The organism is Methylobacterium sp. B4 (assembly GCF_003201865.1).
Taxonomy (GTDB): Bacteria; Pseudomonadota; Alphaproteobacteria; order Rhizobiales; family Beijerinckiaceae; genus Methylobacterium.
This window is the reverse complement of the sequence record NZ_QJJJ01000004.1, coordinates 311,039-332,040: the sequence shown is the minus strand read 5'-3', so window position 1 is coordinate 332,040 and position 21,002 is coordinate 311,039. Positions and strand designations below refer to the sequence as shown.

19 protein-coding genes are annotated in these 21,002 nt (G+C 71.3%); 5 read left to right on the top strand and 14 right to left on the bottom strand.

The window, feature by feature from the left end; all coding sequences use genetic code 11:
- Positions 1-13: 13 nt before the first annotated feature.
- Positions 14-208, bottom strand: a complete 195-nt coding sequence (locus BY998_RS23930; protein ID WP_146221757.1) for a hypothetical protein — start codon at positions 206-208, stop codon at positions 14-16.
- Here BY998_RS23930 and BY998_RS08740 point away from each other — a divergent pair.
- Both BY998_RS08740 and lexA read left to right on the top strand, forming a co-directional pair.
- Positions 207-1,046: a DUF1236 domain-containing protein gene (locus tag BY998_RS08740; protein WP_110351241.1), complete on the top strand. Its 840-nt coding sequence runs from the start codon at positions 207-209 to the stop codon at positions 1,044-1,046. The two genes, BY998_RS23930 and BY998_RS08740, sit on opposite strands and share 2 nt — an antisense overlap.
- 167 nt (positions 1,047-1,213) lie before the next feature.
- On the top strand, positions 1,214-1,939 hold the full coding sequence (gene lexA, locus BY998_RS08735) for a transcriptional repressor LexA (RefSeq protein WP_110351240.1): 726 nt from the start codon (positions 1,214-1,216) through the stop codon (positions 1,937-1,939).
- Here lexA and BY998_RS08730 read toward each other — a convergent pair.
- Entirely contained in the window at positions 1,933-4,191 is a 2,259-nt protein-coding gene (locus BY998_RS08730; RefSeq protein ID WP_110351239.1) for a ComEC/Rec2 family competence protein, read from the bottom strand. The genes lexA and BY998_RS08730 overlap by 7 nt on opposite strands.
- Positions 4,192-4,348: 157 nt before the next feature.
- On the opposite strand from BY998_RS08730, the gene gltX reads away from it, so the two are divergent.
- The 3 genes from gltX to BY998_RS08715 all read left to right on the top strand — a co-directional run bounded on the left by gltX (position 4,349) and on the right by BY998_RS08715 (position 8,675).
- The gene (gltX, locus tag BY998_RS08725; protein WP_110351238.1) at positions 4,349-5,773 is read left to right on the top strand and encodes a glutamate--tRNA ligase; all 1,425 of its coding nucleotides are present in this window, start codon (positions 4,349-4,351) and stop codon (positions 5,771-5,773) included.
- Positions 5,774-6,246: 473 nt separating this feature from the next.
- Positions 6,247-7,536 carry a citrate synthase gene (gltA, locus tag BY998_RS08720; RefSeq protein WP_110351237.1) on the top strand — a complete coding sequence of 430 codons (1,290 nt, stop codon included), beginning with the start codon at positions 6,247-6,249 and terminating at the stop codon, positions 7,534-7,536.
- A 110-nt stretch (positions 7,537-7,646) separates the two neighbouring features.
- Positions 7,647-8,675, top strand: coding sequence for an IS110 family transposase (locus BY998_RS08715; protein WP_110351236.1), 1,029 nt, complete (start codon positions 7,647-7,649; stop codon positions 8,673-8,675).
- A 370-nt stretch (positions 8,676-9,045) separates the two neighbouring features.
- Here the strand turns inward: BY998_RS08715 and BY998_RS08710 are convergent, their stop codons facing one another.
- The 12 genes from BY998_RS08710 to BY998_RS08655 form a co-directional block, all read right to left on the bottom strand.
- Positions 9,046-9,528 carry a YaiI/YqxD family protein gene (locus tag BY998_RS08710; protein ID WP_110351235.1) on the bottom strand — a complete coding sequence of 161 codons (483 nt, stop codon included), beginning with the start codon at positions 9,526-9,528 and terminating at the stop codon, positions 9,046-9,048.
- Positions 9,525-10,709, bottom strand: coding sequence for a lipid-A-disaccharide synthase (gene lpxB, locus BY998_RS08705; RefSeq protein WP_110351234.1), 1,185 nt, complete (start codon positions 10,707-10,709; stop codon positions 9,525-9,527). The genes BY998_RS08710 and lpxB overlap by 4 nt, the downstream gene beginning before the upstream one ends.
- Positions 10,706-11,554, bottom strand: a complete 849-nt coding sequence (gene lpxI, locus BY998_RS08700) for a UDP-2,3-diacylglucosamine diphosphatase LpxI (protein ID WP_110351233.1) — start codon at positions 11,552-11,554, stop codon at positions 10,706-10,708. The genes lpxB and lpxI overlap by 4 nt, the downstream gene beginning before the upstream one ends.
- A 10-nt stretch (positions 11,555-11,564) precedes the next feature.
- Positions 11,565-12,371 (bottom strand): acyl-ACP--UDP-N-acetylglucosamine O-acyltransferase, encoded by an 807-nt coding sequence (gene lpxA, locus BY998_RS08695; protein ID WP_110351273.1) that lies wholly within the window; start codon positions 12,369-12,371, stop codon positions 11,565-11,567.
- A gap of 5 nt (positions 12,372-12,376) precedes the next feature.
- Entirely contained in the window at positions 12,377-12,838 is a 462-nt protein-coding gene (gene fabZ / locus BY998_RS08690; RefSeq protein WP_110351232.1) for a 3-hydroxyacyl-ACP dehydratase FabZ, read from the bottom strand.
- 160 nt (positions 12,839-12,998) lie between these two features.
- Positions 12,999-14,228 carry a gephyrin-like molybdotransferase Glp gene (gene glp, locus BY998_RS08685; protein WP_110351231.1) on the bottom strand — a complete coding sequence of 410 codons (1,230 nt, stop codon included), beginning with the start codon at positions 14,226-14,228 and terminating at the stop codon, positions 12,999-13,001.
- Complete coding sequence (gene moaC / locus BY998_RS08680) at positions 14,225-14,713, bottom strand: cyclic pyranopterin monophosphate synthase MoaC (protein ID WP_110351230.1); 489 nt, start codon at positions 14,711-14,713, stop codon at positions 14,225-14,227. Before moaC ends, glp begins: the two co-directional genes overlap by 4 nt.
- Positions 14,710-15,558 carry an indole-3-glycerol phosphate synthase TrpC gene (gene trpC / locus BY998_RS08675; protein ID WP_110351229.1) on the bottom strand — a complete coding sequence of 283 codons (849 nt, stop codon included), beginning with the start codon at positions 15,556-15,558 and terminating at the stop codon, positions 14,710-14,712. Before trpC ends, moaC begins: the two co-directional genes overlap by 4 nt.
- 33 nt (positions 15,559-15,591) lie before the next feature.
- Entirely contained in the window at positions 15,592-16,605 is a 1,014-nt protein-coding gene (gene trpD / locus BY998_RS08670; protein WP_110351228.1) for an anthranilate phosphoribosyltransferase, read from the bottom strand.
- Between the two features lie 88 nt (positions 16,606-16,693).
- Positions 16,694-17,296 carry an aminodeoxychorismate/anthranilate synthase component II gene (locus BY998_RS08665; protein WP_110351227.1) on the bottom strand — a complete coding sequence of 201 codons (603 nt, stop codon included), beginning with the start codon at positions 17,294-17,296 and terminating at the stop codon, positions 16,694-16,696.
- 152 nt (positions 17,297-17,448) lie between these two features.
- Entirely contained in the window at positions 17,449-18,993 is a 1,545-nt protein-coding gene (gene trpE, locus BY998_RS08660) for an anthranilate synthase component I (RefSeq protein ID WP_110351226.1), read from the bottom strand.
- Between the two features lie 7 nt (positions 18,994-19,000).
- Complete coding sequence (locus BY998_RS08655) at positions 19,001-20,905, bottom strand: peptidylprolyl isomerase (protein WP_110351225.1); 1,905 nt, start codon at positions 20,903-20,905, stop codon at positions 19,001-19,003.
- Between the last annotated feature and the right edge of the window lie 97 nt (positions 20,906-21,002).

Sequence of the window (21,002 nt, the reverse complement as noted above, 5' to 3'; positions counted from 1 at the left end):
TGACCCACCTCTCTCACATATTTTTCAGACACATAGCGATGTTCCCACTCGCCGCGACAGTCTTCCCGGCAGAGACATATGAATTGCCAAGATAGAGCCGGCGAAGAATCCGGGCTGCCTCCGTGCCGGAACGGTTTTCAGCCTTGCGCCGTTGCGAGCGCAGTTTGGGGGCCACGTTGGCCGCCGGCATCAGGAGGACCTTGAACATGACGAAGTTCTTTCGCAGCACGGCAACGGCGGCGATCCTCGTACTCGGCGCCGCGACGGCCCTGGCTCAGGGCGGCGGCGCGGGTGGCGCCGGTGGTGGCGCAGGCGGCGGAGCCGGTGGTGGCGCGGGCGGCGGTGGCGCCGGAATGGGGGCCGGTGGCGCGGGCGGAGGCGGTGGCCCCGGCGGCGGTGCGGGCGGCGGTGCCGGAAGTGTCGGCGGCGCGGGCGGCGCCCGCGGTGGTGCGGAGACCGGCGGAGCCCGCGGCGGCGAGGCGGGCGGCGGTGCGGCCGGCGGAGCCGGGGGTGCCATGCGCGGTACCGGCGGCAGCGAGACGGGTCCTCGCGGCGACCGCGACGGCGGTCCGGCCCGAGCCGGCGAACAGGGCGGGCGCGCCGGTCAAGGCGAGCGCGGCGACCGCGAACCCGGCAAGGCCGACCGCGGCGGGGCGGGCGACCGCGACGGCCGCGGTGGACGCGATGCGGCCGGCGAGCGCGGCGGTCGCGACGGCGCCGGTGATCGGGCAGGAGACCGGGCGGGCGATCGGGGCAACCGGGGCTCCGCCAGCGAGGCGCGCGGAGCCTCCAAGAGCCTGAGCACCACTCAGCGCACGGAGTTCCGCCAGTCGATCACCCGCACCAATATCCGCCCGGTCACGAACGTGAACTTCGCCGTCCGCGTCGGAACGGCGATTCCGCGCTCCGTGTCGCTGCACCCGCTGCCGCCGGCCATCCTCTCGGTCGTGCCGGCCTATCGCGGCCTCCAGTTCGTGCTGGTCGGGGACGACATCGTCATCATCGATCCCGATACCTACGAGATCGTCGACGTGATCCCCGCCTGATCCGAAGGGCGAAGGGTCGAGAAAAGAGGCGGCGGGGCGAAGGCTCCGCCGCCTTTCGCGTGTCGCGGCGCTCGCTTGCGGAACAGGAGAGGAACGTCTAGGCTGTTCGTGCTTTGTTTTCCACGATTCTGCGGCGCCCCCGGCCCGCGGTCGACAGCAGGTGCCGCATGCTGACCCGCAAGCAACTCGAGCTGCTCCAGTTCATCCAGCAGAGGATGCAGGAGAGCGGCGTGCCGCCGTCCTTCGACGAGATGAAGGACGCCCTCGATCTCAAGTCCAAGTCCGGCATCCACCGCCTGATCATGGCGCTGGAGGAGCGCGGCTTCCTGCGCCGCCTTCCGAATCGGGCGCGGGCCATCGAGATCCTGCGCATGCCCGACGCTCCGGCGGCCAGGCCCGCGGCGGGCGCCGAGCCGCGCCGTTTCACGCCCAGCGTGGTCGAGGGGGGCCTCGCCGGCAAGCCGCCCGCGCCGAAGCCGCCGATGCTGCAGGCCCATGACGGGAACGGGCGTTCGGTGATCGTGCCGGTGATGGGCCGCATCGCCGCCGGTACGCCGATCTCGGCCATCGAGAGCCAGAGCCACACCATCGCGATGTCGCCGGACTTCCTCTCCGGCGGCGAGCACTACGCCCTGGAGGTGCGCGGTGATTCGATGGTCGAGGCCGGCATTCTCGACGGCGATCTGGTGGTCATCCACAAGCAGGACACCGCCAATAACGGCGACATCATCGTCGCCCTGATCGACGACGAGGAGGCGACCCTCAAGCGCTTGCGCCGCCGCGGCTCCTCCATCGCCCTCGAAGCGGCCAACCCCGCCTACGAGACCCGCGTGCTCGGCCCGGATCGCGTGCGCATCCAGGGCAAGCTGGTCAGCCTCGTCCGCCGCTACTGAGGCTCGTCGGGCGGCGGATCGACCGGGTCCGCCGTCTCGAGGCCGGCCGGCGGCGCCTTGTCCGTCGCGGCCGCCGGCATCGGCGGGGCGGCCGGGGGCTGCGGGTGCCAGGGTTTGGCCGAGCCGGCACCGCGGGCCGTGACGATGTCGGGACCGTCCGCGCGCAGGCGGATCGCCGTGGCACCCCGCACCGCCAGGAAGGCGCGATCGACGATCAGGGGCGCGGCGCAGCCCGGCGGCGCGCGCAGGCGGCTGATCAGGATGTCGGCCCGGGCGCAATCCTCCGCAAAGGCGCGCTTGTCGGTCACGAAGGCGACGGCGCGCCCGTCGGCGGTCGTGAGGGTGCAGCCCAGATGGTCGCAGCGCGGGCCGGCTGCAGCCAGGACGGCGTCGGGACGGCGCGGATCGCCGTCGGCCTTCAACCATTGTTCCAGAACGAAGACCGGTGGGCGTCCCAGCACGATCAGCCGGCCGTCCCTGCCACGAACCGCCGCGCCGCCGCCGTCGCGATCGACGTAGAGATCGAAGCGGTCCGGAGCGCCGGCCAGAGCGAGGCCGATCGTGGCCGGCAGCAGGGCCAGAAGGCGCAGCCGCGACACGGCCAGGGTCGCCACGAGAAGCGCGACGGCGAGCAGCGCCAGGGCCGCCGGGCCGAAGGCCGGCAGCACCACCGTGGCCTGCCCGAACCCGGCGATCCAGGACGAGATTTCCAGCATCCCGCGGACGGCGAGGCCCATCAGCCACCAGACCGGGCGGTCGAGGGCGAAGGGATAGGCCAGCATCCCGATGACGGCCGAAGGCATCACCGCGAGCGAGACGAGCGGCAGGGTCAGCGCGTTGCCGACGAGACCGAAGGGCTGCGCCGTCTGGAAGTGATAGGTCGCGAAGGGTGCCGTCGCGATCTGCGCCACGAGGGTCGTGGCGAGCGTGCCGAGAACCGCCGCCGCCACCGAGGCCACGACGCGCCCGAGACGGGAGCGGCCCTCCGCCCGCAGCAGCCGGCCATCGATCAACGGCGCGCAGGCGATCAGGCCGGCCACCGCCCCGAACGACATCTGGAAGCTCGGCCCCAGCAGCGCCTCCGGCTCGCGCGCCAGCGCGACGAGGGCGGCCAGAGCGAGGTTGCGCATGCTCAGCGCCGGACGATCGACGAGGATCGCGCCGAGCATGATCAGCGTCATGATCAGGGCCCGCTCGGCCGCCACGTCCCAGCCGGAGAAGGCGCAATAGGCGGTCACGCCGACCATCGCCGCGCCGGCGGCGATCTTCTTGATGGGCCAGGTCAGCGCGAGCGCCGGCACCAGCGCGAGCCCGGCCCGCACCAGCCAGAACACCACGCCCGCGGCCAGCACCATGTGCAGGCCGGAAATCGAGACGACGTGATAGATCCCGGCCGCCCGGAGCACGTCGTTGGTCCCGGCCGCGATCAGGCCGCGCTTGCCCGTGACGAGCGCCGCCGCGACGGCGCCGGCCTGCCCGCCGATCGCGTCGGTGATCCGCCGGGTCAGGGAGTTGCGGGCGTCGTCGATCGCCGCGGCCAGCCGCAGGGTCAGGGGCGGGGTCTCGGCCGGCGGCCCGACCTCGACCTTGCCGACGAGCGAGCCGACGGCCCCGATCCCGCGGAAATAGGCGTCGCGGGCGAAGTCGTAGCCGCCGGGCCGCACCGCCTCCGGGGGCGGCAGCAGGCGGGCGGTGACGCGGATGGCGTCTCCCGGCCGCACGGCTTGCGCCGCTCGGTAGGAGACGCGGACGCGGCGCGGGCGGGCCGCCGCGTCGAGCGTGCCGAAGCTGTCGACCCGCACGATCAGGCGCGCGCCGCCCTCGCGCTCCTCGAGCCCTTCGACGAGGCCCGCCAGCGGCGCGATCGTCACCCGGGTGAGAACCGGCCCCGACACCGCGGCGACGCGCCGGACACCCGCAGCGAAGCCGAGGAAGATGGCCGCGACGGCCAGTGCGAGCGCGAGCCATCCGGGCCGGGCCCGAAGCAGCGGCGTCACGGCGAGGCTGAAGCCGGCGCCGATCAGGGGCGGGACGAGCGAGGGCTCGCCGTCGGTCGCCGTGAAGAAGAGGAGGATGCCGGCCCCGAAGGCCACGGCGAGCCAGGGGAACAGGCGGCGCTGTTCCGCCTCGCGGGCGAGGCCCTGGCCGAGCCAGTGCCAGCCGCCCTGCCAGACGCCCGCCGGTCCGAGGAATCGGCCGGCCGCGAGGGCTGGGATCGCCCCCCGCACCACCCTGCCGCCGCCCTCCGCCATGGTTCGCGGACCCTCCGGACCGATGCGCTCGACGCACGACCTGCGATGATGACGGATTCTTAACGCATCCGCTTCCTCGTGCTACACGCCCGCCGAGACCGGCCGAGGCCGCCCTCCCGCCATCCCGTACTTTTTCAAAGAAGCCTCCCAGCCGCCGATGTCGTCACCGGTCGTCACGCGCTTTGCGCCTTCGCCCACGGGCTTCCTTCACATCGGGGGGGCGCGCACGGCCCTCTTCAACTGGCTCTATGCCCGCCGCTTCGGCGGACGCATGCTGCTGCGGATCGAGGACACCGACCGGGAGCGCTCGACGCAAGGGGCGATCGACGCGATCCTCGACGGAATGCGCTGGCTCGGCCTCGATTGGGACGGCGACGTGATCTACCAGTTCGCCCGGGCCGACCGGCACCGGGCGGTGGCCGAGAGCCTGCTCGCCTCGGGCCACGCCTATCACTGCTACGCCACGGCGGAAGAACTCACGCAGATGCGCGAGACGGCCCGCGCCGAGGGCCGCGCGCCGCGCTACGACGGGCGCTGGCGCGACCGCGACCCCTCCGAGGCGCCGGAGGGGGTCAAGCCGGTGATCCGCCTGCGCGCGCCCACCGAGGGCGAGACCGTGGTCGAGGATGCGGTGCAGGGCCGCGTCACCTGGGCCAACCGCGACCTCGACGACCTCGTGCTGCTGCGCTCGGACGGCACGCCGACCTACATGCTGGCCGTAGTGGTCGATGACCACGACATGGGCGTGACGCAGGTGATCCGCGGCGACGACCACCTCACCAACGCCGCCCGCCAGAGCCAGATCTACCGGGCGCTCGGCTGGGACGTGCCCGCCATGGCGCATATCCCGCTCATCCACGGCGCGGACGGGGCCAAGCTCTCGAAGCGCCACGGCGCGCTCGGCGTCGAAGAGTACCGCGACCGCGGCTACCTGCCCGCGGCCCTGCGCAACTACCTCGTGCGCCTGGGCTGGAGCCACGGCGATCAGGAGGTCTTCTCCACGGACGAAATGATCGCGGCCTTCGATCTGAAGGCGATCGGCCGCTCGGCGGCGCGGTTCGACTTCACCAAGCTGGAGAGCCTGAACGGCCTCTACATCCGCGGCAGCGCCGATTCGGACCTCGTCGATGCGATTGAGGCGATCCTGCCCGCTCGCGGCGCCGAGCGCGGACTGCCGGAAACGCTGACGCCGGCTTTGCGCGAAAAACTGACGGCGGCGATGCCGGGCCTCAAGGAGCGGGCCAAGACCCTCGTCGAACTCCTCGACAGCGCCTACTACCTCACCGCATCGCGGCCGCTCGCGCTCGACGCGAAGGCCGAAGCGCTGCTGGCGGGCGAGGCGCCGGCCCGGTTGCGGGCGCTTTTTCCCGCGCTCGAAGCCCTGCCGGAGTGGGACGCGGCGAGCACGGAGGCCGCCGTGCGCGGCTTTGCCGAGAGCGAGGGAGTGAAGCTCGGACAGGTCGCCCAGCCCCTGCGCGCGGCGCTGACGGGCCGCGCCACCTCTCCGCCCGTCTTCGATGTGATGGCCGTGCTCGGTCGGGACGAGGCGCTCGGGCGCCTGCGCGACCGGCTCTCCGCCTGAACGCCCGAGCTTCGAAGGCAGCGGGCCGCGAGGCACGCGGCCTATCGGCGCGGCGCCGGTCCGGCTCCAGGCCGTGGCGGCACACCCTTCCACGCGGGCTTTCGCCGGACGCAAAGGGCTTACAGGAGGCGCCCGTCCGAGAAATCGCGGCGCAGGGCGACTTGCGGGCGGGACCGTCTTGAGACCATGATCTGCCGTATGGCCGAACCGGGTCGGGCGGCGTGGGCCAGAGCGGCGTCGATGGCGGCAGGGGAGAGAGATTAATCCTTTCCGTCGGGTGACAGAACCGGCCCGGTTCTCGCATCTGCGAAGACGCCGCGCGTGGTGGACCGTTGTAGGGCGTCGGCCGATCCGCTAACCCGGTGCCTCAGTGGGCGGGCGCAGCCTTTCGCTGCGGCGCCACAACGGAGCGGAAGTCGGCCTCGACTTTCGCTCCGGTGCTGTTCCCGTCGCGAGAAAGGGTCCGCGATCCCATGAGCGCTTCCGCCAGCACCATCATCGTGGGCGACAAAAACGTCGAACTGCCCATCAAGACCGGAACGATCGGCCCGGATGTGGTCGATATCGGCAAGCTCTATGCCCAGACCGGCAAGTTCACCTTCGATCCCGGCTTCACCTCGACCGCCTCCTGCGAGTCGAAAATCACCTATATCGACGGCGACGAGGGCGTGCTGCTCTATCGCGGCTATCCGATCGAGCAGCTCGCCGAGAACGGCGACTTCCTCGAGACCGCCTACCTGATGCTGTTCGGCGAATTGCCGAGCTCGGCCCAGAAGGCCGATTTCGACTACCGGGTCACGCGCCACACCATGGTGCACGACCAGATGAACCGCTTCTTCCAGGGCTTCCGCCGCGACGCCCACCCGATGGCGGTGATGGTAGCCTGCGTCGGCGCGCTCTCGGCCTTCTACCACGACTCGACCGACATCTCGGACGAGCAGCAGCGGATGATCGCCTCCCTTCGCATGATCGCGAAGATGCCGACGCTGGCCGCGATGGCCTACAAGTACACGATCGGCCAGCCATTCGTGTATCCGAAGAACGACCTTGACTACACCTCGAACTTCCTGCGGATGTGCTTCGCGGTGCCGTGCGAGGAGTACGTCGTCAACCCGATCTACGCCCGCGCGCTCGACAAGATCTTCATCCTGCACGCCGATCACGAGCAGAACGCCTCCACCTCGACGGTGCGGCTGGCCGGCTCCTCGGGCGCCAACCCCTTCGCCTGCATCGCCGCCGGCATCGCCTGCCTCTGGGGCCCCGCCCATGGCGGCGCCAACGAGGCGGCACTCAAGATGCTCATGGAGATCGGGCACCCCGAGAACGTGCAGAAATACGTCGCCAAGGCGAAGGACAAGAACGATCCCTTCCGCCTGATGGGCTTCGGCCACCGGGTCTACAAGAACTACGACCCGCGCGCGCGCATCATGCAGAAGACCACCCACGAGGTGCTGAACGAGCTCGGCCTGAAGGACGACCTTCTCGAGGTCGCCATCCAGCTCGAGCAGATCGCCCTCAAGGACGATTACTTCATCGAGAAGAAGCTTTACCCGAATATCGACTTCTACTCGGGCATCACCCTGAAGGCGCTCGGCTTCCCGACCTCGATGTTCACGGTGCTGTTCGCACTGGCCCGCACCGTCGGCTGGATCGCGCAATGGGCGGAGATGATCGAGGACCCGTCCCAGAAGATCGGCCGTCCGCGCCAGCTCTATGTCGGGCCGGATCGCCGCGACTACGTGCCGATCGGCCAGCGCAGCTGACCGCGGCGAGGAAGGGGGCGCTCCGGCGCCCCTTTATGGATGGCCCGCCCCTCACCCGGGCTGCGCTGCTAGGCTTGCAGGGTAGCCGAGATGAGGAAGGGAGCGGGACGATGACGATCGCGGTTCTCGGGATCGACCTGGGCAAGAACAGCTGCAGCCTCGTCGGGCTGGACGCGGCGGGGCGGGTCGTGCTGCGCCGACGCATGCGGCGCGAGGCGGTGATCGCCTTTGGCGCGAAGCTGCCGGGGTGTGTCGTTGCGATGGAGGCCTGCTGCGGCGCCCATCACATGGGCCGCATCCTGGACGAGCAGGGCCACACCGTCCGGCTGATGTCGCCGGAGTACGTGCGCCCCTACGTCAAGGCGCAGAAGAACGACGACCGCGACGCCGAGGCCATCGCCGAGGCGGCCACACGCCCGACGATGCGCTTCGTGGCTCTCAAGTCCGAGGCGCAGCTCGACGTGCAGACCCTGCACCGGGTGCGCGACCAACTCGTAGGCGAGCGCACGGCGCTGACCAACCAGATCCGTTCCGTCCTGCTGGAACGTGGCCACGTCGTAGCGCAGGGGCGCGCCAAGCTCACCGCCTGCTTGGCCGCGTTGCTTGACACGGACGCGGGCGCGTCACTTACGCCGCGCATGCGCACCCTCGTGGCCGAGGTGCGCGAACGCTGGCAGGATCTCGACCGACGCATCGCCGCGCTCGACGCCGAGTTCGCCGAGCAGGCCCGCATCAACGAGGACGCTCGTCGGCTGACCACGATCCCGGGCATCGGCGCACTCAACGCGACCGCGCTGGTGGCAGCTATCGGCGATGTGGCCACCTTCGCCCGCGGACGCGATCTAGCGGCTTGGCTCGGTCTCGTACCGCGGCAGGTGACGACCGGCGGGAAGCCTCGGCTCGTCGGCATCACCAAGCGCGGCAGCAAGTACCTGCGCAAGACGCTGGTCCAGGGTGCCCGCGCCGCGCTGCCCTCGCTGCGCCAGAGCGACACCCATCTCGGGCAGTGGCTGCGCGGGCTGCTGGCGCGGTCGCACGTGAACACGGCGGTGGTCGCCCTGGCGGCCAAGATGGCGCGCATCGTCTGGGCGCTGCTGCGCCACGGGCGGGTCTACGAGCCGGCGGCCGTGGCCGCCTGATCCGAGTTCGGCCGACGCGGACGCGCCGGCCTTCCGATGTCTGCGGGCGGTGAGAGGAAGATGGCCTGACAGTCGACCGGTGTTCTGGAAGCCTCTCCGTAAAAATGGCGCTCGACGCCGCCCCCTTTATGAGGCCCAGGACGCGCGGATCTCCATCTTGGCCAACGGCGCTGTCGGAAGGCCGGATACGTTTATGCAGACTGCACAGACCAGCGGATCCGAGCCACTTGCGGACGGGGCGGGCCATACGTTTTCGTTTCCGGGCCGAGGACACATTGGTCCTCACGATGACGACGTGCGATCCAAGCCGCGGCCTTCATCCGGGACCGGTTCTCTCAACCATGCGGTCGGGGCCCGATCCCGCTTCCGCTCAAAGCCCCAGGTCGCGCTTCAAGCGCACCACGACGCGGTCCAGCGCGCCGAGGAAGGCCGAACGGTCCTTCGGCGAGAAGGGCCTGGGGCCGCCAGTGATCGCGCCGGCCTCGCGCAAATCCTGCATCAGGTTCCGCGTGGCGAGGGCGAGGCCGACGGAGGATTCCGTGAAGGCCTTGCCGTTCGGAGCGAGCGCGACCGCGCCGGCCTTCACGCAGCGGCTCGCGAGCGGAACGTCTGCCGTGATGACGACGCTGCCGCGACCCACCCGCTCGGCGATCCAATCATCGGCCGCGTCGAACTTGTCGCCGACGACGACACGCTCGATCCAGGGCTCCCGCGGCAGGTTCAGGAAGCCGTTCGACACCACGTAGACGTGGAGCCCGTAGCGGGCGGCGACGCAATAAACCTCGTCCTTCACCGGGCAGGCATCGGCGTCGACGTAGATCGCGATCACCGGCGCCGTCGCGTCCTCGCTCATGCCGCCCGCCGCGCCTCGAGCACGATCCGCGCCGCCGCCCGGCTCGGCTCATCGTCCTCCGAGAGCCGCATCCGCCCGTCGATGCGGGCGAGCGCGTCGAGTTGGGCGCGCCGGGCCGGGCCGCCGGCCATGAGGGGCGCGAGCGTTTCGGCGAGGCGCTCCGGGGTGCACTCGGCCTGGACGAATTCGGGCATCGCGTTCTCGGAGAGGATCAGGTTCGGCAGCACGATCGTCGGCACCTGGATCAGGCGGCGGGCGATGACTTCCTCCACCCGCGAGACCTTGTAGGCCACCACCATCGGCACGCCGGCCAGGGCCAATTCGAGCGTCACGGTGCCCGAGGCCGCGAGCGCGGCGCGCGCCCGGCGGAAGGCGGCGTGCTTGGCGGCCTCGCCGTGGACGATGCGCGGCGGGTGCTCCCAGGCGACGGCCAGACGCTCGATCAGGGCGCGATGACGGCTCACCGCCGGCAGCTCGATCTTGAACGGCCCGATCCGCCGGGCCAGATCCGCGACCGTCCGGCCGAAGACCGGCATCAGCCGCTCGATCTCGGAGCGGCGCGAGCCCGGCAGCACCGCGAGGATCGGCGGGCGCCCCTCGCGGATCGCCGCCTCCTCGGGCGAGGGCCGGAGCTCGGCCAGACGCTCGATCAAGGGATGGCCGACATAGGTGCAGGCGGGCCCGCCCAGGCGGCGATGCGCCTCCGGCTCGAAGGGCAGGAGGGCGAGCACGTGGTCGATGAAGGGCACCATGCCCTTGGCGCGCCAGGGCCGCCAGGCCCAGACGCTCGGCGAGACGTAATCGACGATGGGCAGGTCCGGCAGGCGCTTGCGCACGCGCGTCGCCACGGCGTGGGTGAATCCGGGGCTGTCGATGATGACGAGCACGTCCGGCCGCGCCGCGACCACGTCGTCCACGGTCTCGCGGATGCGCCGCAGCAGCGTGCGGGCGCGGGCGAGCACCGGGAGATAGCCCATCACCGCCACGTCATCGATGGGGAAGAGCGAGCGGAAGCCCTCCGCCTCCATGGCCTCGCCGCCGACGCCGCCCAGCGTCAGCGCCTCGGGGGAGAGCGCGCGCAAAGCCCGGATCAGCTTGGCGCCGAGTTGGTCGCCGGAATCCTCGCCCGCGACGAGCCAGATGCGCCGATGGGTCGTGCGGGGCGTCGTGCCGTGCGTCATGGCGCGACCTCCACGCCGATCAGGAACAGGCCGGCGGCATCCGCCGCCGCGACGGTCTGCGGCGCATCGATCACAAGGGTATGGCCGGCACCGATGGCGATGCCGGCGCAGCCCGCATCCGCGGCCCGGCGCACCGTGCGCGGGCCGATGGCGGGCAGGTCGATGCGCAGATCCTGGCCGAGCTTGGGCAGCTTGACGAGCACGGTGCCCTTGGGCGCCGTCCCGCGGCCGAAGGGCTTGCGGCCGAGCGCCCGGGCGCGGGCGAGCATCCGGTCGGTGCCCTCCGGCCCCTCCACCGCGACGATGCGCTCGGCGGCCACCACGGCGGCCTGACCCACGTCGAAGGGGCTCAGCGCGCCGAGCATGGCGCGACCCATCGCGATCGAGAGGGCGGCGGCCGCGTCCGGCTCCAGGCGACCGAGCCGTCCCGGCCGACCGAGCAGATCGGGTGCCACCTCGTGGACGCCGAGCACCCGGTGCCCGTTCTCCTCCAGAAGCGCGAGGACGGCGCGGAGCAGCCGGTCGTCGCCGCCGGCGAGGCTCTTGAGGATGTCGCGGTTGCGCACGGCATGGGCCGCGTTCAGCAGCGCGGCCGGGCTCGGGCGGGTCACGCCGCCGGCCGGGACCACCGCGGCCGGCGCCCATTCCCGCAGGATGCGCAAGGTGCCGGGGATGTCGAGAAGGTCGACTACGGCATCGGCCCGGCGGCGCATGGCCCGCTCGGTGAAGCCGCGCACCGCGAGCACCCGGAAGGGCCGGCCGGCCCGGTCGAGCGAGGCCGCCACGAGTTCCGGCAAGCGGCCCGCACCGGCCACCAGGGCGAGGGGCCGGGCGGGATCGAGCACGCCGATGGCCTCAGGCGGCCGCGGCGACGGCGCGGGGCGTGCAGATCGACCGTTTGCCGCCCTCCCGGATGAAGTCGAGGATCTCGCGGATCGCGGGATGGGTGTCGAACTCGGCGGCCACGTCCTCGACCCGCTCCATCAGCGTGCCCTCCTGCGCGAAGAGCAGCCGGTAGGCCCGGCGCAGGGCATGGATGTCCTCGCGCGAAAAACCGCGGCGCTGCAGGCCGATGATGTTGAGGCCGGACAGATAGGCGCGGTTGCCGAGCGCCATGCCGTAGGGGATGCAGTCGTTCTCCAAGCCGGACAGGCCGCCGACGAAGGCGTGATCGCCGACGCGGGCGAACTGGATCACCGCGGCGCCGCCGCCCAGGATCGCGTAGTTGCCCACCGTGCAATGGCCGGCGAGCATGACGTTGTTCGAGAAGACGACGTGGTCGCCCACCCGGCAATCGTGGCCGACATGGCTGTTGGCGAGGAAGGTGCAGTGACTGCCCACCACCGTCTCCAGGCCGCCGCCCGCGGTGCCGGGATTCATCGTGACGCCCTCGCGGATCAGGCAATCCGCACCGATGGCGAGCGTCGAGGGCTCGCCGCGGTACTTCAGGTCCTGCGGCGGGTGGCCGATGGAGGCGAAGGGATAGATGCGGGTGCGCGGGCCGACGGTGGTCCGGCCGGCGAGCACCACGTGGCTGACGAGTTCGCAGCCCTCGCCCAGCACCACCTCGGGCCCGATATGGCAGAACGGACCGATCTTGACGCCGTCCCCGAGACGGGCGCCGTCCTCGACGACGCTGCTCGGGTGGATTCCCTCGGGCACAGACTTCACTCCGTCACCAGCATGGCACCGATCTCGGCCTGCGCCACGAGCACGCCGTCGACGCGGGCCTCGCCGCGGAACCACCACATCGTCTTGCGCTGGTTCATCTTCGTCATGTGGAAGCGGACTTGGTCGCCGGGCACGACGGGCTTGCGGAACTTGCACTTGTCGATGGTCATGAAGAAGACCTGCTTGGTCCGCAGCTCATCGCTCATGATATGGCGGCAGCAGATCGCCCCGGCCGTCTGGGCCATGCCCTCGATCAGCAGCACGCCGGGGAAGACCGGCAGGCCGGGGAAGTGCCCCGTGAATTGCGGCTCGTTGGCGGTGACGTTCTTGATGCCGATGCAGCTCTCGTCCCGGTCGATCTCGATGATGCGATCGATCATCAAGAAGGGATAGCGGTGGGGCAGCAGTTCCAGCACCTTCTGGATGTCGGCCGAACCCAGCTCCCGCGTCTCGCTCATCGGTCCCAACGCTCCCAGCCCACGCTTGCCCGGCGGCTTCCGCCGCTCGATCCGGTGACCTTTATCCGGTAAAGGCCGCCCTCTTCGGCAGAAAATCGGGCGGATGCAAGACTTTTGCGCTTCCCTCGATCCGAACGGTCCCGCGAAATCCGGCGTCCAGTCAGACGATGCGGCGGTCGAGCCGGATGATCCGGCAGGGATCGCCGGCCCGGGCGGGGGGCGCGTGGGGGGGACGGATCAGCAGGGCCTCGCTGGCGCCCAGCACCGAGAGCATCGAGGAATCCTGCCGCGTCTCCGGGTGGACGACCGGCAGCCGGTCCGGCGCCGTCTCCAGCCGCGCGCGCAGATAGTCCTGGCGCGCGTCGTTCTCCGGCATGTCGCGGCCGAGGAGGGCGGGCTCGCTCCGGTCCTCGCCGGCGCGCGGATCGCCGAGCAGGGCGCGGAGCGCGGGCACCACGAAGAGCAGGCCGCAGACGATCGAGGAGACCGGGTTGCCCGGCAGCCCGATCACGAGCATCGGCCCGAGACGCCCGTGCATCAGGGGCTTTCCGGGGCGCAGAGCCACCCGCCAGAAGCCGAGTTCCATGCCTTCCGCGCCGAGCGCCGCCTGGACGAGATCGTGGTCGCCGACCGAGGCGCCGCCCAGGGTGACGAGGAGATCCGCTCCCGCCGTCCGGGCGCGGCCCACGGCGTCCCGCAGGGCACCGGTGTCGTCGGCGGCGATGCCGAGATCGATCGTCTCGGCGCCGGCCTCCTGACCGAGGGCGGCGAGCGCGAGGCCGTTCGAGGCGACGATCTGATCCCATTCGGGCCGCTCGCCCGGCCGCACCAGTTCGTCGCCGGTCGCGAGCACGGCCAGCCGCGGCCTGCGGCGCACCGGGAGCGCGGCGTGGCCGGCACTGGCGGCGAGCGCGAGCCGGCGCGCATCGAGGGTCTCACCCGCTCTCAGAAGGGTGTCGCCCTCACGGAAGTCGAGTCCGGCCCGGCGCAGGAACCGGCCTTCGGCGACAGGCTCGCGGGCGGTCACGGTCTCGCCGTCGGCCTCGGCGTTTTCCTGAATCAGGATCGCGTCGGCCCCGGCCGGCACGGGCGCGCCGGTGAAGATGCGGACCGCTTCGCCGGGCCCGAGCGTCCCGGAGAAGCCGTGTCCGGCGGCGCTTGTGCCGATCAGGCGCAGGCTTGCCGGAACCGGGGCGATGTCGGCGGCGCGCACGGCGTAGCCGTCCATGGCGGAGGCCGGGAAGGGGGGTTGCGTGCGGGTGGCGGCGAGATCGGCGGCCAGCGTCCGGCCGGCCGCACTCTGCACGGCCACGGTCTCGGCCTCGACCGGACCGGGGATCGCCGCGAGGATCCGGGCCAGCGCGTCGGCGACGGAGAGGAGGCCGCTCAAGCCCCGGCCTCCGCGCTCCAGGCCCCGGACTTGCCGCCCTCCTTCGACAGGAGGCGGATACCCTCGATGCGCATCCCGCGATCGGCCGCCTTGACCATGTCGTAGACCGTCAGGCAGGCGACCGAGACGGCGGTGAGCGCCTCCATCTCCACGCCGGTCTGGCCCTGCACCTTCACCTCCGCGGTGAGCCGCAGGCCCGGCAGGGCGTCGTCGGGCTCGCAGGTCAGGCGCACCTTGGTGATCAGCAGCGGGTGGCAGAGCGGGATCAGCTCGTGGGTGCGCTTGGCCGCCATGATGCCGGCGAGCCGCGCCGTGCCGATCACGTCGCCCTTCTTGGCATCGCCCTCGCGGATCAGCGCCAGCGTCTCGGGCCGCATCACCACCACGCCCTCGGCGAGCGCCGTGCGGGAGGTCGCGGCCTTGTCCGAGACATCGACCATGTTGGCCGCGCCGGTCCGGTCGATATGCGTGAGGGCGCCGCTCACCGCCCGGCCTCGCCGAACAGCAGCGCCTTGGTCGCCGCCGTCACGTCGGGCTGGCGCATCAGGCTCTCGCCGACCAGCACGGTGTTGAGCCCGTGCTCCTTGAGGCGCCGCACGTCGGCGTGGGAGCCGATGCCGCTCTCGGCTACGGCGATACGGTCGGCGGGGATGCCCGGCTTCAGGCCGATCGCCGTCTCGAACGAGACCTCGAAGGTCTTGAGGTTGCGATTGTTGACGCCCACCAGCCGAGTTCCCAGGGGCAGGGCCCGCGCCAACTCCTGCGCATCGTGGACCTCAACCAAGACATCCATGCCGAGATCGTGCGCGGTCTCGGTGATGGCGGCGGCCTCCGCATCGTCGAGGCAGGCCATGATCACGAGCACGCAATCGGCGCCCCAGGCGCGCGCCTCGAAGACCTGATAGGGTTCGAAGAGGAAGTCCTTTCGCAGTATCGGCAGAGTGCAGGCCGCGCGCGCTTCCGTCAGGAACTCGGGCGCACCCTGAAAGGAGGGGGTGTCGGTCAGTACCGAGAGGCAGGTGGCGCCGCCCTCGGCATAGGCCCTCGCCAGCGTCTTCGGGTTGAAATCGGCGCGGATCAGCCCCTTGGAGGGTGAGGCCTTCTTGATCTCGGCGATCAGGGCCGGACGGTCGTCCGCGATGTGGGCGGCGATGGCGTCGGCGAAACCGCGCGGAGCCTCGGCCTTGGCGACCTGCTTCTCGAGCTTGGCGAGCGGAAAGCGCAGCTTCGCCTCGGCGATCTCGCGGCGCTTGTAGGCCTCGATGCGCGCCAGCACGCTCGCCCGTTCCGGCGCCGAAGCGGCGGTCACGTCGGCCACGATGTCGTCCATCGGTTATTCCTCGGAAGCGTTCGGGGCCGTCTATCACGCATTGGAAACGGCGACGAGGCGGGCGAGCGTCGCCCGCGCCGCGCCCGAATCGATCGCGTCCTGCGCTCGCGCGACGCCCTCGGCCAGCGCCCCGGCCGCACCCGCCACCACGAGCCCGGCGCCCGCGTTCAGCACTGCGATGTCGCGATAGGCGTTGCGGGCGCCTTCCAGCACCGCGCTCAGGGCCGCGGCGTTGTGCTCGGGGTCGCCCCCGCGCAGATCCTCCAGGGTCGCGAGCGGCAGGCCGACCTCGCGCGGATCTACGGTGAAGTGCGAGAGTGCGCCGGCTTCGAGCGCGACCACGGCGGTGGGGCCGGTGGTGGTGATCTCGTCGAGCCCGTCCGAGCCGTGCACGGTCCAGACCCGGCGGCTGCCGAGCGTGGCCAGAACCCGCGTCAGCGGCTCGGCCCAGGTGGCCCGCGAGACGCCGAAGACCTGCGCCGTCACGCCGGCCGGGTTCGAGAGCGGCCCCAGCATGTTGAAGATGGTGCGGAACGGCAGTTCGGTGCGGATCGGCGCGACGTGGCGCATGGCGCCGTGATGCGTCTGCGCGAACATGAAGCAGAGCCCTGCCTCGGCGAGGCAGCGGGCGAGCGCGTCCGGGGCCAGGCCGATCTTGACGCCGAGCGCGGCGAGCACGTCGGCGGCACCCGAGCGGGAGGTGGCGGCGCGGTTGCCGTGCTTGGCCACCGGCACGCCGCAGGCGGCGGTGAGGATCGCAGCCAGCGTCGAGACGTTGTAGCTGCCCGAATGGTCCCCGCCCGTGCCGACGATGTCGATGGCGCCGGCCGGCGCCGCGACGGGCAGCATCCGCGCGCGCATCGCCGAGACCGCACCGACGATCTCGTCCTCGCTCTCCCCGCGCACCGCGAGCGCGGTGAGGAAGGCGCCGGCCTGGATCGGCGTCACCTCGCCCGAGAGCAGGTCGTCGAAGGCGGCGCGGGCCTGCTCCCGGCTCAGCGGGGCGCCGGCCGCGATGGCCGCGAGATGAGATTTGAAGGCGTCCATCAGGGTCGTGGCTCGGTTCGAGTCCTCCGCCCGCAGTCGGTCGGGGGAGGGGGTGCGACGCCGTCAATGCACGCGGCGGCCGGCCTTGTCACGCGCGAGCCACGGACTCTTTCCGCCACGCGGCGGCGATGTCGAGGAAGTTGCGCAGGATCTGCGTGCCGTGATTCGAGAGGATGCTCTCGGGGTGGAACTGCACGCCGTGGACCGGCAGCTCGCGGTGCTGCAGCCCCATGATGAGCCCGTCCGCCTCCGCCGTCACCGCGAGATCGTCGGGGCAGCTCGCCCGGTCCACCACCAGCGAATGGTAGCGGGTGGCGGAAAATCCCTCGTTGATGCCGCGGAAGACGCCCTTCGCCTCGTGCCGGATCGTCGAAATCTTGCCGTGCATGGGGGAGGGCGCCCGCACAACATCGCCGCCATAGGCCTGGCCGATGGTCTGGAGGCCGAGGCAGACGCCGAAGATCGGGATCTCGGCGCCCAGTTCCCGCACGGCGTCGAGGCAGATCCCGGCCTCGTTGGGCGTGCAGGGCCCGGGCGAGAGCACGAGCGCGTCCGGCGCCCGCTCGCGGATGCCGGCGACGTCGATCGCGTCGTTGCGCACCACGTCGATGCGTTCGCAGAGCGGTCCGATCAGGTGGACGAGATTCCAGGTGAAGGAATCGTAGTTGTCGATGACGAGGACCTTGGACATCGAAACTCAACCGTAGCGCCCTGCGTCCCGGACACGCCCTCATCCTGAGGTGCCGCGAAGCGGCCTCGAAGGATGAGGGCGGTGTCGGGATAGCCGTGAGCGAGAGGGGTGGGGCTGGGCAGACGGCAAGTCAAGACGGCGTGCCGGCGCGCCTACTGCCCCCGCTTGGCCCGGCTCGCGAAGAGCACCGCATCCTCGGCCGCGCGGAACAAGGCCTTGGCCTTGTTCACGCATTCCTGCTGCTCGGACGCGGGATCGGAATCGTAGACGATGCCGGCCCCCGCCTGCACATGCATGCGGCCGTCCTTCACGATGGCGGTGCGCAGGACGATGCAGGTGTCCATCTCGCCGCGCGCGCCGAAATAGCCGATGCAGCCGCCATAGGGGCCGCGCTTCTCGCGCTCCAACTCGTCGATAATCTCCATCGCCCGCACCTTGGGCGCGCCCGAGACCGTGCCGGCGGGGAATCCGGCGGCGAGCGCCGAGAGGGCGTCGTGGGCCGGATCGAGATCGCCCTCGACGTTCGAGACGATGTGCATGACCTGGGAATAGTATTCCAGGAAGAACGAGTCCGTGACGGTGACGCTGCCGATCTTCGAGACGCGGCCGACATCGTTGCGGCCGAGATCGAGCAGCATCAGGTGCTCGGAGCGCTCCTTCGGGTCGGCCAGCAGCTCCTCCGCCAGGGCCTTGTCCGCGGCGGGCGTCGCGCCCCGCGGCCGGGTCCCGGCGATCGGCCGGATCGTCACCTTGCCCTCGCGCACCCGAACCAGGATCTCCGGCGAGGAGCAGACGACCTGGAACGCCTCGAAGTCGAGGTAGCACAGGAAGGGCGCCGGATTCGTGCGGCGCAAGGAGCGGTAGAGCGCGAAGGCGGGCAGGGTGAAGGGCGCCTCGAAGCGCTGCGACAGCACCACTTGGAAGATGTCGCCGGCGACGATGTACTCCTTCGCCTTCGCCACCATCCCGAGGAAGGCGTCCGGCTCGGTGTTCGAGACGGGGGAGGGCGGGGGCAGGCTCGCCACATCCGCCCGGGCCTCGACCGGCAAGGGGCCTTCGAGGGTCTCCGCCACCCGGTCGAGGCGGGCCTGCGCCGCCTCCAGGGCGGCCGTCGCGCTGACGCCGTCGGCGGGGCGTAACGGCGTGACGACAGTGAGCGCATCGGCCACGGCGTCGAACACCACCATCACGCGCGGGCGCACGAAGATCGCATCCGGCACGCCGAGCGGGTCGGGGTTGGGCTCGGGCAGCCGCTCCATGGCGCGCACCATGTCGTAGCCGAGATAGCCGAACAGGCCCGCCGCCATCGGCGGCAGGGCGGCACCCTGCGCGTCGTCCCCCACCGCGCTCTCGGCGATCAAGGCCCGCAGGGAGTCGAGCGGCGCGCGCGTGTCGGGCGCGAAGTCGGTGAGCGCCGCGTCGCGGGCGATTTCGGGGCGCCCGTCGCGGCAGCGCCAGATCAGGTCGGGGTCGAGTCCGATCATCGAGTAGCGCCCGCGCACGGCGCCGCCCTCGACCGATTCGAGCAGGAAACCGGGGCCGGCATGCCCCGCCTTCAGCTTCAGGAAAGCCGCCACCGGCGTCTCGAGATCGGCCACCAGGGTCAGGCCGAGCAGGCTCGGCCGTCCCGCGGCGTAGGCCCGCGCGACGGCCTCGTGAGCAGCCCCTTGCGCAGGCCCCTGTGCAGACTGGCTCATCGACGCCTCAGTACTCGCCGCCCAGCGCCCGCCGGAAGGCGGTCTGGTTGACCTTCACGCCCGCGCTCTTCTGCACCTCGGAGATGAACTCGCCGAGGACGTCGTCGGCGAGCGCCGTGCGCAGGGAGTTCACGAGCTGACCGTCGGTCGTCGTGCCCGGCACGAAGGCCGGCATGGTCGCGGCCGTGACCCTGAACACGGCGCGCCCGTCGCCGGAGGGCGCGGAGGCCGCCTTGCCGACCGGCGTGGTGAAGATCCGCTCGACGATCTCGGGGGAGAGGTCGTCCTTGCTCTGGCTGCGGCCGATCTCGGTCACCTCCTTCAGGGGGAGGCCGGTTTCCTGAGCGAGGGTCTCGATGGCCTCGCCCTTCTCCAGGCGCTCGGTCAGCTCCTTGGACTTGGCCACGAGGCGACGGTCGGTCTCGGCCTTGGTCCAGCCCTGCACGACGGCGTCGCGCACCTCCGCCAGCGTCTTCTCGCGGGAGGGGTCGATCTTCACGACATCGTACCAGATCGCGCCGCCGCTCTTGGTGCGCAGAGCCTCGGTGTCGTTGCCGACATCGGCGCGGAAGGCGGCCGGGAGCGTGGTCTCCTTGTCGGGAATGCCGGTGACGGACTGGCCGGACGGGTCGTTGCCCTGGGCGTCCACGGCGGGAATCGTCGCGAGCGTCAGCCCGCGCTCTTTGGCGATCTCGGCGAGCGGCTTGGCCGCGGCGCGGGCATCCTCGATGGCATCCTGCGCCTTGTCGAAGCCGCTCTCGCGCACCCGGCGCAGGGCCACCTCCTTGCGGACCTCGTCCTTCACCTCCTCGAAGGGCTTGATCGAGCCGGGCTCGATGGCGGTCACGCGCAGGAGCACCGTGCCGAAGCGGCCCTTGACCGGCTCGCTCACCTTGCCCTGCTCCAGGGCGAAGGCGGCGTTGCCGACCGCCGGATCGAACAGCTCGGACTTGGCCAGCGTGCCGAGGTCGAGCTGCTTGGGATCGAGCCCGCGGGCGGCGGCCACCGCCTCGAACGGCTCCTCGCCGCTCTCGATCCTGGCCCGCGCCTCCTTGGCGGCGGCCTCGTCGGGGAAGCTGATCTGCTGGATCGTGCGCCGTTCCGGCTTGCCGAAGCGGCTCTGGTTGGCCTGATAGGCCGTCCGGGCATCCTCCTCGGTGACCTCCTCGGGCTTGGCCAGCGCCTCGGGCTCCAGAACCAGCAGGTTGAGGCTGCGGTATTCGGGGGCGCGGTAGGAGGCCTTGTTGTTGTCGTAGTAGGCGGTCAGCTCCTCGTCCGTCGGCGCCGGGATCTCGCCCGCGGCGGAGGGCGCCAGGCTCAGCACGGCGGCGGCGCGGCGCTCCGTGGAGTAGCGGTGCACCGCCTCGCGCACCGCCTGGGGCACCGGCAGTTCCGAGACGATGGAGTCGGCGAGCTGCAGCCGGGCGATGACGGAGCGCTGCTCGCGCACGAACATCGGCTCGTTCAGGCCCGCCCGCTGCAGCGTCTGGTAGAACAGCGTGCGGTCGAAGGTGCCGTTCGCGTTCTTGAAGCTCGGCTCGTCCTGGATCGCCCGCAACACCGCCGCGTCGGAGACGGCGAGGCCGAGATCCGTCGTCTTCTGGTCGAGCGCCGCCTCGGTGACGAGCTGGGCCAGAACCTGGCGCTCGAGGCCCATCGCCCGCGCCTGGTCGGGCGTCAGCGTCCGCTTCATCTGGGCCTGATAGCGCTGCAGCTGGTTCTGGTAGGCGGTGCGCACCTCCTCGGCCGAGATCGGGGTCTTGCCGACCGTGACCACGGTGCTGCTCGACCCGCCGCGGAAGAACTCTTCCACACCGAAGATCGCCACGCCCGCGATCAGGAAGGTGAAGATCACCGACAGCACGATCTTGCCGAGCCAGTGCTGGCTGGCGCTGCGAATGGACTGGAGCATCGGACGCCCGGACCTGAACCACGCGAAAAGAGGCCCGAACGCGAGAGCGCGGGGACCGTGTCGAGCCTCGCGATAGACGATCGAGGCGCCCGCGCAA

Coding starts and splice junctions, on each gene's coding strand:
- BY998_RS08740 (WP_110351241.1), top strand. CDS start 207: ATGACGAAGTTCTTTCGCAGCACGGCAACGGCGGCGATCCTCGTACTC.
- BY998_RS23930 (WP_146221757.1), bottom strand. CDS start 208: ATGTTCAAGGTCCTCCTGATGCCGGCGGCCAACGTGGCCCCCAAACTG.
- lexA (WP_110351240.1), top strand. CDS start 1,214: ATGCTGACCCGCAAGCAACTCGAGCTGCTCCAGTTCATCCAGCAGAGG.
- BY998_RS08730 (WP_110351239.1), bottom strand. CDS start 4,191: ATGGCGGAGGGCGGCGGCAGGGTGGTGCGGGGGGCGATCCCAGCCCTC.
- gltX (WP_110351238.1), top strand. CDS start 4,349: ATGTCGTCACCGGTCGTCACGCGCTTTGCGCCTTCGCCCACGGGCTTC.
- gltA (WP_110351237.1), top strand. CDS start 6,247: ATGAGCGCTTCCGCCAGCACCATCATCGTGGGCGACAAAAACGTCGAA.
- BY998_RS08715 (WP_110351236.1), top strand. CDS start 7,647: ATGACGATCGCGGTTCTCGGGATCGACCTGGGCAAGAACAGCTGCAGC.
- BY998_RS08710 (WP_110351235.1), bottom strand. CDS start 9,528: ATGAGCGAGGACGCGACGGCGCCGGTGATCGCGATCTACGTCGACGCC.
- lpxB (WP_110351234.1), bottom strand. CDS start 10,709: ATGACGCACGGCACGACGCCCCGCACGACCCATCGGCGCATCTGGCTC.
- fabZ (WP_110351232.1), bottom strand. CDS start 12,838: ATGAGCGAGACGCGGGAGCTGGGTTCGGCCGACATCCAGAAGGTGCTG.
- trpC (WP_110351229.1), bottom strand. CDS start 15,558: ATGGACGACATCGTGGCCGACGTGACCGCCGCTTCGGCGCCGGAACGG.
- trpD (WP_110351228.1), bottom strand. CDS start 16,605: ATGGACGCCTTCAAATCTCATCTCGCGGCCATCGCGGCCGGCGCCCCG.
- BY998_RS08665 (WP_110351227.1), bottom strand. CDS start 17,296: ATGTCCAAGGTCCTCGTCATCGACAACTACGATTCCTTCACCTGGAAT.
- trpE (WP_110351226.1), bottom strand. CDS start 18,993: ATGAGCCAGTCTGCACAGGGGCCTGCGCAAGGGGCTGCTCACGAGGCC.
- BY998_RS08655 (WP_110351225.1), bottom strand. CDS start 20,905: ATGCTCCAGTCCATTCGCAGCGCCAGCCAGCACTGGCTCGGCAAGATC.